The sequence below is a fragment of the Alistipes muris genome (assembly GCF_943193205.1).
GTDB classification, from domain to species: Bacteria; Bacteroidota; Bacteroidia; order Bacteroidales; family Rikenellaceae; genus Alistipes; species Alistipes muris.
This window is the reverse complement of record NZ_CALPDD010000010.1, coordinates 43921-56064: the sequence shown is the minus strand read 5'-3', so window position 1 is coordinate 56064 and position 12144 is coordinate 43921. Positions and strand designations below refer to the sequence as shown.

Sequence of the window (12144 nt, the reverse complement as noted above, 5' to 3'; positions counted from 1 at the left end):
TTCGCCGGAGCCATGGAAAAGCCGCAATTCTGAATCGTGAATTCTGAATTATGAATTTTTTAGCAGTCATTCCTGCGCGTTATGCTTCGACGCGCTTCCCGGGCAAACCGCTGGCCCTGCTGGGCGGTAAGCCCGTCGTTCAGCGCGTGTACGAGCAGGTCGCCGGAGTGTTGGACGACGCCGTGGTCGCTACGGACGACGAGCGTATCCGCGATGCCGTGCTGGCGTTCGGCGGCAAGGTCGAAATGACCTCGCCCGACCACCGGAGCGGCACGGACCGCTGCCGGGAAGCCTACGAGAAGGTCTGCGCGCGCGAAGGCCGGGAATACGACGTGGTGGTGAACGTGCAGGGCGACGAGCCTTTCATCCACCCGGCGCAGATCGAGACCGTGAAACGCTGTTTCGACGACCCGGCGACCGACATCGCGACGCTGGTGAAACCCTTTGCGGCGGCCGACGGACTGGCTGCGCTGGAGAATCCCAATTCGCCCAAGGTCGTGGTCGACGCGCAGATGCGGGCGCTCTACTTTTCGCGTTCGGTGATTCCCTACCTGCGGGGCGTGCCGCGCGAAGAATGGCTCTCGCGCCATACCTATTATAAACACATCGGTCTCTATGCTTTCCGGACCGAAGTGCTGCGGGCCGTGACAGCGCTGCCGCAGTCGCCGCTCGAACAGGCCGAATCGCTCGAACAGCTTCGCTGGCTCGAAAACGGTTACCGGATAGGCGTGGGGATTTCCGAGTTGGAAACCATCGGCATCGACACCCCCGAGGACCTCGCGCGGGCCGAAAAATTTCTTCAAAGTGAAAAGTGACAGGTGAAAAGTGAAAGGCCGGGATGCCTTTCACCTTTCAATTTTAACCTTTAACCTATGACAAAGTTCATCGCTGGTCCCTGCGTCATCGAATCGGCCGAATTGCTCGACGCCGTGGCCGAACGCCTGGCGGCCATCAACCGCCGGTTGGGTACGGAGATTATCTTCAAGGCTTCGTTCGACAAGGCCAACCGCACGTCGCTGGGGTCGTTCCGCGGGCCGGGCATCGACAGGGGGTTGCAAATGCTCGCCGACGTGCGGTCGAAGTGGGGGTTGCACCTGCTGACCGACATCCACGAAGCGTGGCAGGCCGCGCCTGCGGGCCAAGTGGTCGACGTGCTGCAAATTCCGGCGTTCCTGTGCCGTCAGACCGATTTGTTGGTCGCCGCGGCGAAGACGGGCAAGACGGTGAATATCAAGAAAGCGCAGTTCCTGTCGGGCGCCGACATGCGCTATCCCTACGACAAGGCGCGCGAATCGGGCGCACCGGAAATCTGGCTTACCGAGCGGGGCAACAGCTTCGGTTACAATAACTTGGTGGTCGACTTCCGGAACATCCCCGACATGTTGCAAATCGCCCCGACGGTCATCATGGACTGCACCCACTCGGTCCAGCGCCCCGGGGCCGCCAACGGCACCACGGGCGGCAACCGCGAGTTCGTGCCTGCGATGGCCCGTGCGGCCAAGGCGTTCGGTGCGAACGGTTACTTCTTCGAGGTGCATCCCGACCCCGACCATGCCAAGAGCGACGGCCCCAACATGTTGCGGCTCGACGACCTGGAATCCCTGATAGAAAGCCTGCTGTAAATTTTAGGAGTTATGAGCGAATCCCAAAAAACGCAAATCCTGGAAGCCGCCCGCAAGGCGATTCACACCGAAATGCTGGCCTTGGGCCGCATGGAGGAGACTTTGGGCGACGAATTCGCGCGCGCCGTGGAGACAGTCCTGGCCTGCCGCGGCAAGTGCATCGTCACGGGTATGGGCAAATCGGGGCTGGTGGGCCGCAAAATCGCGGCGACGCTGGCTTCGACCGGAACCCCGAGTTTCTTTCTGCATCCGGGCGAAGCGTTCCACGGCGACTTGGGGATGATTTCGCCCGACGACGTGGTGGTGGCGCTCTCCTATTCGGGCGAGACGGACGAGATACTCAAAATCGTGCCGTTCATCCACGCCAACGGCAACAAGCTGATTTCGATGACGGGCAATCCCGAATCGGCGCTGGCCAAAAATTCGGACGTGCATCTGGACGTCGGCGTGAAAGAGGAGGCCTGCATCCTGCACCTGGCGCCCACGACTTCGACCACGGCGCAGATTGCCATGGGCGATGCGCTGGCCGTGTCGTTGATGCGCATGCGCGGTTTCACGAGCGTGGACTTCGCGCGCCTGCACCCGGGCGGCAGCCTGGGCCGGCGGCTGCTCATGACCGTGGGTAACGTGATGCGTTCGCATGACTTGCCGGTGGTGGCGCCTGACTGCCCGGCGGTCGAGATGATACACGCCATCTCGAAAGGCGGCCTGGGGCTGATCGTGGTGTGCGACGGCGACCGCATCGAAGGAATCGTCACCGACGGCGATGTGCGCCGCGCCATGGAGCGCCGCCGTGCCGACTTCTTCGGAATCGTGGCGGCCGACATCGCGACGCCGAACCCCAAGACCATCGCCGCGTCCGAGAAGCTCATCGAAGCCGAGAAGATGATGACCGGCAACAAGGTGACTTCGCTGCTGGTGACCGACGACGCCGGAAAGTTGCAGGGCGTGATTCAGATTTACGACATCAAGTTATAGATAAAAGGCAGCTTCGGTCCGGAGTGGCGGTGGATTACGGTTCCCGCCAGTGCGGCCGCAGATTCAGCAATCCGCCGGCGCAGTGGCGCTTCGGAATTTCCACCGGAGCGCTAAAACGTTTTAGCAACATGCTGAAACGTTTTAACTGCCGTCGGCTGTGTACCCCAGTCTGACAGAAAACTTAGTTTAATGAATAATTAACAATGAATAGTGAATAATTGCTGTTTTCGTATACCGGATTAACTGTTCATTATTCATTTTTCTGTCATTCATTCCAGCGATTGCTCTTTATGGCTGTTGCTGCGGGTCTACGCCACCCCTCGTCGGGAGCCTTGACTAACGTCGGCACGTGGGGCGCCTACTACGGTTCGTCGTCTTTCGCTGCCGGCAATCCGAACGCCAGCCACTTGGCATTCGGTTCGGGCGAGGTGAACCCCTTGAACACCGCGAACCGGGCGAACGCCCTCTCCGTGCGCTGCGTCCAGCATCTGCGGCTGCTTTTTATCTTTTTGAGGGCGGGTTCTCCGGGTAGGAACGGCAGAAACGTTTCCCCGAAGGGCGCCGGGTCGCAAATTGTGGGGAAATATTTGGCCGGAAAGAGAAATTGACCTATTTTTGTGAAATTCGGAATACGTGCGTTCCGGGGTGCGGATGCGCCGCCGGGACGTTGCGGTACGACACGAAAAAAATCATTCGGACGATGAACCATAAGTTTCTGATTGTTCTGGCGGCGCTGGTGGCCCTGTGCGGACCCGTGCAGGCGCAGATGACCGACGAGCAGATCATCGAGTATGTGCAGCAGGGTGTCTCCTCGGGCAAGAACCAGCAGCAGCTGGGCCGGGAGCTGCTGTTGCGCGGAGCTACGCAGCAGCAGCTTCTGCGGCTCAAAACGCAGTACGAACAAGGCGAACTGGACATGTCGGCCACGGGAGCCAAAGGCTCGCAGTCGGCCAAGGGACGGTCGGCTTACAGCACTTCGTCGCGCAGCGACGTCTTCCGCGACGTATCGGACGGCGAGGGAACCGCGGCCACGGGCCGGGGAACCGACAGCCAGCCGAACGGCGTGACGGGCGATGCGGCCGCGGTGGCGGGGCAGATGCCCATGCAGAACGGCATGGCCGCTCCCACGATGAACGGCCCCTATGGGCAGATGAATCCCGGTTATTACGGTGAAATCCGCGATACCGTGGGCCGCCGCCGGGTTTTCGGCCGGAGCGTGTTCACGGGCCGGACCCTCACTTTCGAGCCCAACGGCAACATGGCTACGCCGAAAGACTATCGCCTGGGCCCGGGCGACGAAGTGATCGTCGAGGTATGGGGTGCCAACGAAGACACGGTGAACGCCTTGATTTCGCCCGAGGGGAGCATCATGGTGGAGGAGATAGGTCCGGTCTATCTGAACGGACTGACCGTCGCCGAAGCCGAGCGCCGCATCCGCGGAGCCATCGCCCGCAAGTATGCGGGGATTTCGGGCGAGGAACCCGCTTCGCAGGTGCGTGTGACGCTGGGCCAGATACGCACGATACTTATCAATGTCATGGGCGAAGTGGAGGTGCCGGGCACCTATCGGCTCTCGTCGTTCGCGTCGCTGTTCCATGCCCTCTACCGGGCGGGCGGCGTGACCGACATCGGTACGCTCCGCAACGTCGAAATCTTGCGCGGCGGCCGCCGCCACGCGGTGTTGGACCTCTACGACTATCTGTTCTCGGGCCGGTCGGACAAGGATTTGCGGCTGGAGGAGGGCGATGTCATCTTGGTGCATCCCTACCGGACGATGGTCGAGGTGAAGGGTTCGTTCAAACGCCCGATGCTCTACGAGCTCAGGGAGGGCGAGACGATGCAGCAGCTGCTCGGCTATGCGGGCGGATTTGCGGGCGACGCCTACGACCGCGAAGTGCGGGTGACGCGCCGTTCGGGCCGCGAACACGAATTTTTCAGCGTTCCGGCCGCCAAGTTCGATACGTTCGTGCTTAAAGACGGCGACGTGATCGAAGCCGACCCGGTGCTGGACCGATTCGCCAACCGGGTGGAAGTGCGCGGTGCGGTCTATCGCCCCGGGATGTATGAACTGAGCGACGACATGAATACCGTGGGGCAGTTAGTGGCCCGCGCCGAGGGGCTCAAGGACGATGCGTTCCTGGCCCGGGCGCTCCTCTACCGCGAATGCGACGACCTGCTGCTGCGGATGGTCTCGGTCGACCTGGCGGGCATCGTGGCGGGCACTTCGCCCGACGTGGTGCTGCAGCGCAACGACGTGCTGGTCATCCCGAGCCGTCATGACCTGACGGAGATGGGCGACTTCACCATCAACGGACAGGTGGCCCGGCCGGGCACCTATCCCTATGTCGAGAACATGACGCTCGAAGACCTCATTCTGCAAGCGGGCGGCCTGCTCGACGGAGCTTCGGTGGTGCGTGTGGAAGTGGCCCGCCGGCTGAAGGACCCCAAGAGCACGACGGCCGACAACCAATTGGGCAAGGTCTACACCTTCTCGCTCAAGGACGGATTCGTGGTCGACGGCGAGGAGCGGTTCGTGCTGGAACCGTTCGACGTGGTGGCCGTGCGCAAGAGCCCGGGCTACCAGGAGCAGCGCATGGTCTCGGTGTCGGGCGAGGTGGTCTTCTCGGGCGGCTATGCACTGCTGCACAAGAACGAACGCATCTCGGACCTGGTGAACCGGGCCGGGGGTGTGACCCGCGATGCCTATGTGCGCGGCGGCCGGTTGATCCGCCGGATGAACAAGGAGGAAAAGGCCGTGCTGGAAGATGTGATCCGCATGGCCCAGCTCGACGGCGGGACCGATTCGGTGTCGGTGGAGAAACTGCGTCAGAACGAAACCTACACGGTGGGTATCGAGCTGGACAAGGCGCTGGCCAATCCGGGTTCGGACTACGACATGGTCCTGCGTGAGGGCGACGAGTTGTTCGTGCCGGAATATGTGAGCACGGTACGCATCATGGGCGAAGTCATGCGCCCCAATACGGTGCTCTACTCGCAGGGCAAGAAATACAAGGACTATATCGACCAGGCGGGCGGCTATGCCAACCGGGCCAAGCGCTGCCGGACCTATATCATTTACATGAACGGCACGATTTCGCGCAAGAAGAACCGCATCGAACCGGGCTGCGAAATCATCGTGCCCCGCAAGCGCGAGCGCACTCCGTTGGGCGTGACGCAGATAATGGGCCTTGCCACCTCGGCCGCGTCGCTGGGCACGATGGCCGCGACGATAGCCAACCTGGCGAAGTAATTTTGAAGATGAAAAACGACATGCAGGAAATACCCGCACGGCCGGACGACGAACAGATCGACCTGCTGGCCGTGGCCCGGAAGCTGTGGGCCGAACGCAAACTCATCGTGCGCTGGTGCGCCATGGCGGCGCTCGCAGGGCTGGTGATCGGATTCAGCATTCCCAAGGAGTACACTACGGAGACTGTGCTGGCGCCCGAAACCTCGTCGGGCAAAGGGTCGCTGGGCGGGTTGAGTTCGCTGGCGAGCCTGGCGGGAATCAACATGGGCAACATGACCGATGCGGACGCCATCAATCCCGACGTATACCCCGAAATCGTGGAATCGCTGCCGTTCGTGACGGAACTTTTCCCGGTGGTGGTGGAGACCAGGAACGGCAAGCTGCGGACCGACCTCTACGACTATCTGCTCGACCACCAGCGTGCGCCGTGGTGGAGCGCGGTGCTTTCGGCTCCGTTTAAGGCGCTGGGCTGGGTGGCTGAGCGGCTGCGCGGCGATGCGGAAACAGAGGGTCCGGTGGACCCGTTCCGGCTGACGCCCGACCAAAGCAGGGTGGCGGAGAATCTCGCGAAGCGCGTGGTCGTGGTCATCGACAAGAAAACGTCGCTGGTGACCCTCTCGGTGACGATGCAGGACCCGCTGATTTCGGCGACGCTGGCCGATACGGTGATGCGCAATTTGCAGAACTACGTGACCGACTACCGCACGAACAAGGCGCGGCTCGACCTGGCGTTCACGCAGCAACTTTTCGACGAAGCGCAGCAGAAGTACTACCACGCGCAGCAACGTTACGCCCGCTATATGGACGCCAACCAGAATGTGGTGCGGCGTTCGGTGCGGACCGAACAGGAGCGGCTGCAAAACGAAGTGACGCTGGCTTACAACGTCTATAACCAGATGGCCCAGCAGCTTCAGTTGGCCAAGGCCAAGGTGCAGGAGAGCACGCCGGTCTATGCGGTGGTACAGCCTGCGACGGTGCCGCTGCGGGCGGCGAAGCCCTCGAAGATGCTGATACTGGTGGGATTCATTTTCCTGGGCGGCGTGCTGGCTTCGGGGTGGATTCTCGGTGTCCGCGATTTCGTCCGTAATTTCAACGAAAAGAGCCCGCAGGAGGAGTAGCCTTTGCGGGGCGTCGATGGATAGTGTGCGGGGTTTCGATGACGCCGCACACTTTTTTGTGTCCTTATATATAATATAGGTATCGCGGAACAACACGGATAAAAGACAGCCGACACACCCGGAGTGGCAAAGTCTTCGCAAAGGCGCAAGGTGTGCCTTGGGCGAGCGTGGAAAAGTCACTGAAACCCGAATCTGCTATGAAAAGGCTTAAAAATGTTATTTTTTGTTGCCGTCAAGAATTTTGTTATTATTTTTGTCCTATTGTAAGCGCGCCGGAACGTGCGGCGGGGAGAAGGTTGCAGCGCAGTCGTCCGCCGGAAAACGGCCGTGGAGAAAGGATAACGACGAAAAACGAACTCAATGCGACGAAAGGCACGGGCATCGCAAAAAAAAGACAGGCACCGCTTGCGCAGTGCCTGCCGAAGTAGTCCCGACGGGAATCGAACCCATATCGTAAGAACCGGAATCTTATATTCTATCCATTGAACTACGGGACCGGGAGTGCAAATATACGAATTTTTTTTAACTTTGAAACCGAAATGCGAGAAAAGCAGAATAATTGGCAGCGGCTCGAGGCCGTAATCAAGTGGGCGCACATGTCCACCAACTATTTTGCCCGCCATATCGGTTTGGCGCGGGGCGAAAACCTCTACCAGATCAAGCGGGGCAACAACGGTATTTCGCGCGACGTGGCGCGGCGGATCGTAACGAAATTTCCGCAGATCGACCTGCTGTGGCTGCTCACAGGCGAGGGCAAGATGCTGGCGGAAGATCGGCCGCAGGGGACGCGGATTCCGTTTTACGACGTGGACGTGGAGCAGGGAATCTCCGACCTCGAACGTCTTCGGCCTGACGACGATATGATTGTTCCCCGGGTGGCCCAGTGCGACCTGGCGATGGTCTACGAAGGGCGTGCCATGGGTGCGCTGGTGCCTCCGGGTACGGTGGTGCTGCTGAAAAATATTGACCTGGATGCAATTATTCCGGGTGGAGAATATGTGATTGTCAGCCGAAAAATTGTAACTTTGCGTATAGTTCGTGCCACGGAGAACGAGGCACAGTTCCGCCTGGTGCCGGGAGATAAGGAGAAGTTCGATGATATGATTCTCAATGTCAGCGACATAATGGCGGTCTACAAAGTGAATGGCAAGTTGATAATCAACAGGTAGCAGGGATGTTTTCAGGCATCGTGGAGCGGACGGCGGAAGTCGTAGGAATCCGCACGGACCGTCAGAACCGGGACTTCACACTCCGCGCGGACTTCGCGCAGGAGTTGAAAATCGACCAGAGCATAGCCCATAACGGCGTATGTCTGACGGTCGTGGGCATCGAGGGCGACACCTACACGGTGACGGCTATGAAAGAGACCCTCGACCGGAGTAATTTGGGGTTGCTCAAGGTCGGCGACCTGGTCAACCTCGAACGGTCCATGAAGCCCGATGCGCTGTTGGACGGCCATATCGTGCAGGGGCATGTGGACCAGACGGCCCGGTGCACGGCCAAGGAAGACGCCGACGGTAGCTGGTACTTCACGTTCGAGTACGAACCCCAGGGCGGCGGGCTTTGCACGGTCGAGAAGGGTTCGGTGGCGGTGAACGGCGTGAGCCTGACGGTCTGCGACTCGAAAGCGGGCAGTTTCCGGGTGGCCATCATCCCCTACACGATGGAGCACACCAATTTCTGCCGCCTGGAAACGGGTTCGGTGGTCAACCTGGAATTCGACATTGTGGGCAAGTACATCGCCCGGCTGATGGAGCAATATAGGTAGTTTTTATGGTAAATATCAAGACCAAGGAAGGGGCTTCGCTGTGGATAGCGCTGCTGGCGGCGGTCATCGTTGCGGTGGGCATGTGGCTGTTCCGCGCGGTGTGGTGGCTGACGCTGAGCGTGGCCGGCGGGGTGTTCGTCGTAATGGCGCTCGCGGCGCTCTTCATCATCCGCAAGTATGTGGCCTACAAGCTCAAGCCCATCTATTCGATCGTGCTGTCGCGCGACGTCCATACCAACGAAATCTTCTCGGAACTGCGCGACAAGCGGGTCGAGAACATCGGCGAGGAGCTCACGGCGTGGGCCGATACCAACGACAAGGAAATCGCCCGGCTCAAGGAAGCGGAACACTTCCGCAAACAATACCTGGGCAACGTGGCGCACGAGTTGAAGACGCCGATTTTCAATATCCAGGGTTATATTTCGACCCTGCTGGACGGAGGGCTGGAGGACGAACTCATCAACCGCAAGTTCCTCGAACGGGCCGAAAAGAGCATCGACCGGCTGATAAACATAGTCAACGACCTCGACACGATTTCCAAGCTCGAAAGCAACATGAACCGGCTCGACATGGAGAAGTTCGACGTGGTGGCGCTGGCCAAGGAAATCGCCGAGCAGGCCGAGATGGAGGCCGACAGGAAAGGCATCAAGATTTCGGTCAAGGGAGCGGAGAACCTGCCGTCGCAGTTCTGGGTGCTGGCCGACAAGCATTTCATCGGCCAAGTGTTCGTCAATCTGATTATCAATTCGATACGCTACGGCAAGGAGGGCGGGACGACCCGTCTGCGCTTCCGCGACATGTTGGACAAGATACTCGTCGAAATCGAGGACAACGGACAGGGCATCGGCAAGGAGGACCTGCCGCGCGTCTTCGAGCGTTTCTACCGCACCGACAAGGGCCGTTCGCGCGAGCAGGGCGGCACAGGGCTCGGTCTGGCCATCGTGAAGCACATCGTCGAGGCCCACGGCGAGCGCATCAGCGTGCGCAGCGAGCCGGGCGTGGGCAGCACTTTCTCGTTCACGCTCAAGAAAGTACCCTTGCAGGAAATCAAGTAAACCCTATCCCGACAAATGATACGACCGCTCAGCATCGTCTGGAACTTCGACCCCGTGCTTTTCAGCATCGGGTCGCTCGACATCCGCTACTACGGGCTCATGTGGGTGCTGGCGATTTTCGTCGGCGCCAAACTTTTCGACTGCTTCTGCAAGCGCGAGGGATTGCCCGAAAAGGTGTCGGAGTCCATCTTCGTCTACGGTACGCTGGCCACCATCATCGGTGCGCGGCTGGGTCATTGCCTGTTCTACGATACGATGGAATACCTGCGCGCCCCGTGGACCATCATTACCGGATTCCGCGACGGCGGATTGGCCAGCCACGGCGCTGCCATCGGCCTGCTGATCGGGCTGTGGCTCTTTTCGCGCAAGAACAAGCTGCCCTACATCTGGTCGCTGGACCGTATCATGATCGCCGTCGGTATCGGCGGTGCGTTCGTGCGTTTAGGCAACCTGTTCAACTCGGAAATCTTCGGTATGGCGACGACCCTGCCGTGGGGCTTCGAGTTCGTGCGGTCGTACAAGTGGCTGCATGAATTCGCTCCGGCGGCGGTCCACCCGACGCAGATTTACGAAGCGCTGTGCTACCTGGCCACTTTCGGTGTGCTGTGCTGGCTCTACTTCGGCCGCGACCTCGCGCGCCGCAGGCCCGGCGTGCTGTTCGGCATCGGCTTGGAGGGGATATTCCTCACGCGCTTCCTGATCGAGTTCATCAAGACCGAGCAGGAGGCGTTCGAGATAGGGTGGGCGCTCGACATGGGCCAGTGGCTCAGCATACCCTTTATCGTGCTGGGCGTGTATATGATATGGCGCGGCATGACCCGTCCGGCCGAGGTTCCGGCCCCCGTGCCCGCCGCAACGACCAAAAAACAGAAGCGATGAACGAGAATCCGATGACCGAACAGGTCAACCGTCTGATAGGCAACCGCCTGGCGGCGGGATGCGAACTTTTTCTGCCGGGCGTCGGCTCCCTCTATACCGACCAGCGGGGCGCCCGCCGTGTGTCGAAGCGGATGGTCGAACCGCCGTGCCGCGTGGTGCTTTTCACGCCGCAGGAGCGGGGTGCGTCGTTGGTGGACGAAATCGCCGGAGCGGCCCGCTGCGACGTGGACCGGGCGCAGTCGATTTACGACCGCTGGCTCGATAACGTGCTGGGCGAGAATACGCTGACTATCGACGGGGTGGGCGAGCTGCGGTTCCGCAACTTCACGCCCGACGAAGAATTCGACCTGCTGCTCAACCCGCAGGGCCATGCCCCGGTCAAGATGAGGTCGGGCGGCCGCGACTGGGCGGTGTGGGTCGGCCTGCTGGCTATTGTGGCGGCGTTGGGCATCGGTTATATGATGTTCGTGCAGAAGCCTGCTTTCCTGGAACGTTTCGGGTTGAATCCGGACGAAGAACAATACGAACCCGCGGCTTCCGAGGTCGCAGCTCCCGCGCTGGGCGACGATTCGGCGGTGGCGGGACAGCCCGCTGTTTCGGAGCCTGCCGATAACCGGACGACCTCCGCTCCGGACGACGGCCGGCCGATAGCACCTGCTGTCGGTCAGAATCCGACGCCCGAACCGACGGCGGCTCCTGCCGCGCCTGCCCCGGGGCTGCTTGGGACCGCGCAGGCTCCGGCCTCGCTGGTGTCGGGTCATCATTATGTCGTGGCCGGGGTCTTCGCTTCGCCCGAGAACGCCGACCGCACGGCGGAGGAAATCAACCGCCAGGACCCGGCGCTGCAATGCGCGGTCTTCCGTTTCGGCAGCAAGCTGATGGTCTCGCCGTTCCAGTCGGCCGACCCGGAAGCCTGCCGGCGCTTCGTGCGCGACCACCGGGTCCGCTGGCGCGACGCGTGGATCTATACCGCCCGCTGATGCGGCCGGCCGAAGCCATCGGGCGGGCGATAGACCGCTTCTACATCGGGCCGGTGGCGGCCGTGGTGCCGCGCCAGACGTTCCGCTATGCGGCTTGCGGAGGGTTGACCTACGGGTTGTTCGACCCGGCGTGTTACTTCCTGGTTTACAATTACATCATCGCCCATCGGTTTGTCGGCCTGGGCTTTGCCGTGCTCTCGCCCCATATTGCGGCGCTGGCGCTGACGTTCCCGCTGACGTTCTTTGTCGGCTTCTGGCTCAACCGCCATGTGGCGTTCCGTCAGTCGCCCCTGCGGACCCGCACGCAGTTGTTCCGCTATGCGCTCTCGGTGGGGGGCTCGGTGGTGCTGACTTACGCGGGGCTGAAATTCTTCGTCGAGTTCTGCGGCGTCTGGCCCACTCCGGCCAAAATCCTCACGACCTGCATGACGACCGTATACAGCTATCTCGCCGCCAAGTATTTCACCTTTCGGCATGCACGGGAGTAAGTGCGG

General features: G+C 60.9%; 13 protein-coding genes and 1 tRNA gene. 12 read left to right on the top strand and 2 right to left on the bottom strand.

What is annotated here, in order from left to right; genetic code table 11:
- Positions 1–50 precede the first annotated feature (50 nt).
- From kdsB to NFR47_RS06810, 3 genes are read left to right on the top strand one after another with little or no spacing between them, the layout of a single operon-like run.
- Positions 51–815, top strand: coding sequence for a 3-deoxy-manno-octulosonate cytidylyltransferase (gene kdsB / locus NFR47_RS06820; RefSeq protein ID WP_251214823.1), 765 nt, complete (start codon positions 51–53; stop codon positions 813–815).
- A 57-nt stretch (positions 816–872) separates the two neighbouring features.
- On the top strand, positions 873–1622 hold the full coding sequence (gene kdsA / locus NFR47_RS06815) for a 3-deoxy-8-phosphooctulonate synthase (protein WP_251214822.1): 750 nt from the start codon (positions 873–875) through the stop codon (positions 1620–1622).
- A 12-nt stretch (positions 1623–1634) separates the two neighbouring features.
- Positions 1635–2600, top strand: coding sequence for a KpsF/GutQ family sugar-phosphate isomerase (locus tag NFR47_RS06810; RefSeq protein ID WP_251214821.1), 966 nt, complete (start codon positions 1635–1637; stop codon positions 2598–2600).
- 361 nt (positions 2601–2961) lie between these two features.
- On the opposite strand, the gene NFR47_RS06805 is transcribed toward NFR47_RS06810, so the two are convergent.
- Positions 2962–3309, bottom strand: coding sequence for a hypothetical protein (locus tag NFR47_RS06805; RefSeq protein ID WP_251214820.1), 348 nt, complete (start codon positions 3307–3309; stop codon positions 2962–2964).
- Here NFR47_RS06805 and NFR47_RS06800 point away from each other — a divergent pair.
- The 3 genes from NFR47_RS06800 to NFR47_RS06790 all read left to right on the top strand — a co-directional run bounded on the left by NFR47_RS06800 (position 3301) and on the right by NFR47_RS06790 (position 7396).
- Entirely contained in the window at positions 3301–5850 is a 2550-nt protein-coding gene (locus NFR47_RS06800) for an SLBB domain-containing protein (protein WP_251214819.1), read from the top strand. The genes NFR47_RS06805 and NFR47_RS06800 overlap by 9 nt on opposite strands.
- Positions 5851–5852: 2 nt before the next feature.
- Positions 5853–6968, top strand: coding sequence for a Wzz/FepE/Etk N-terminal domain-containing protein (locus NFR47_RS06795; RefSeq protein WP_420838565.1), 1116 nt, complete (start codon positions 5853–5855; stop codon positions 6966–6968).
- A gap of 197 nt (positions 6969–7165) precedes the next feature.
- On the top strand, positions 7166–7396 hold the full coding sequence (locus NFR47_RS06790) for a hypothetical protein (protein ID WP_251214817.1): 231 nt from the start codon (positions 7166–7168) through the stop codon (positions 7394–7396).
- On the opposite strand, the gene NFR47_RS06785 is transcribed toward NFR47_RS06790, so the two are convergent.
- A tRNA-Arg gene (locus NFR47_RS06785) sits at positions 7394–7465 on the bottom strand. The two genes, NFR47_RS06790 and NFR47_RS06785, sit on opposite strands and share 3 nt — an antisense overlap.
- 99 nt (positions 7466–7564) lie before the next feature.
- Between NFR47_RS06785 and NFR47_RS06780 the strand changes: the two genes are divergently transcribed.
- The 6 genes from NFR47_RS06780 to NFR47_RS06755 are packed head-to-tail and all read left to right on the top strand — an operon-like array spanning position 7565 to position 12138.
- Positions 7565–8137 carry a hypothetical protein gene (locus NFR47_RS06780; protein WP_251214816.1) on the top strand — a complete coding sequence of 191 codons (573 nt, stop codon included), beginning with the start codon at positions 7565–7567 and terminating at the stop codon, positions 8135–8137.
- A 5-nt stretch (positions 8138–8142) separates the two neighbouring features.
- A complete protein-coding gene (locus NFR47_RS06775) occupies positions 8143–8736 on the top strand; it encodes a riboflavin synthase (RefSeq protein WP_251214815.1) in 594 nt (197 codons plus the stop codon).
- A gap of 5 nt (positions 8737–8741) precedes the next feature.
- A complete protein-coding gene (locus NFR47_RS06770) occupies positions 8742–9791 on the top strand; it encodes a sensor histidine kinase (RefSeq protein ID WP_251214814.1) in 1050 nt (349 codons plus the stop codon).
- A 15-nt stretch (positions 9792–9806) separates the two neighbouring features.
- Complete coding sequence (gene lgt, locus NFR47_RS06765) at positions 9807–10670, top strand: prolipoprotein diacylglyceryl transferase (protein ID WP_251214813.1); 864 nt, start codon at positions 9807–9809, stop codon at positions 10668–10670.
- Entirely contained in the window at positions 10667–11650 is a 984-nt protein-coding gene (locus tag NFR47_RS06760) for an SPOR domain-containing protein (RefSeq protein ID WP_251214812.1), read from the top strand. Before lgt ends, NFR47_RS06760 begins: the two co-directional genes overlap by 4 nt.
- Complete coding sequence (locus NFR47_RS06755; protein WP_251214811.1) at positions 11650–12138, top strand: GtrA family protein; 489 nt, start codon at positions 11650–11652, stop codon at positions 12136–12138. Before NFR47_RS06760 ends, NFR47_RS06755 begins: the two co-directional genes overlap by 1 nt.
- The last annotated feature ends 6 nt before the right edge of the window (positions 12139–12144 follow it).

Excerpts from the sequence above, each read along its gene's own strand:
- NFR47_RS06805 (WP_251214820.1), bottom strand. The coding sequence starts at position 3,309 with ATGGTTCATCGTCCGAATGATTTTTTTCGTGTCGTACCGCAACGTCCC.
- NFR47_RS06800 (WP_251214819.1), top strand. The coding sequence starts at position 3,301 with ATGAACCATAAGTTTCTGATTGTTCTGGCGGCGCTGGTGGCCCTGTGC.
- NFR47_RS06810 (WP_251214821.1), top strand. The coding sequence starts at position 1,635 with ATGAGCGAATCCCAAAAAACGCAAATCCTGGAAGCCGCCCGCAAGGCG.
- NFR47_RS06760 (WP_251214812.1), top strand. The coding sequence starts at position 10,667 with ATGAACGAGAATCCGATGACCGAACAGGTCAACCGTCTGATAGGCAAC.
- kdsA (WP_251214822.1), top strand. The coding sequence starts at position 873 with ATGACAAAGTTCATCGCTGGTCCCTGCGTCATCGAATCGGCCGAATTG.
- NFR47_RS06780 (WP_251214816.1), top strand. The coding sequence starts at position 7,565 with ATGTCCACCAACTATTTTGCCCGCCATATCGGTTTGGCGCGGGGCGAA.
- kdsB (WP_251214823.1), top strand. The coding sequence starts at position 51 with ATGAATTTTTTAGCAGTCATTCCTGCGCGTTATGCTTCGACGCGCTTC.
- lgt (WP_251214813.1), top strand. The coding sequence starts at position 9,807 with ATGATACGACCGCTCAGCATCGTCTGGAACTTCGACCCCGTGCTTTTC.
- NFR47_RS06775 (WP_251214815.1), top strand. The coding sequence starts at position 8,143 with ATGTTTTCAGGCATCGTGGAGCGGACGGCGGAAGTCGTAGGAATCCGC.
- NFR47_RS06790 (WP_251214817.1), top strand. The coding sequence starts at position 7,166 with ATGAAAAGGCTTAAAAATGTTATTTTTTGTTGCCGTCAAGAATTTTGT.
- NFR47_RS06755 (WP_251214811.1), top strand. The coding sequence starts at position 11,650 with ATGCGGCCGGCCGAAGCCATCGGGCGGGCGATAGACCGCTTCTACATC.
- NFR47_RS06770 (WP_251214814.1), top strand. The coding sequence starts at position 8,742 with ATGGTAAATATCAAGACCAAGGAAGGGGCTTCGCTGTGGATAGCGCTG.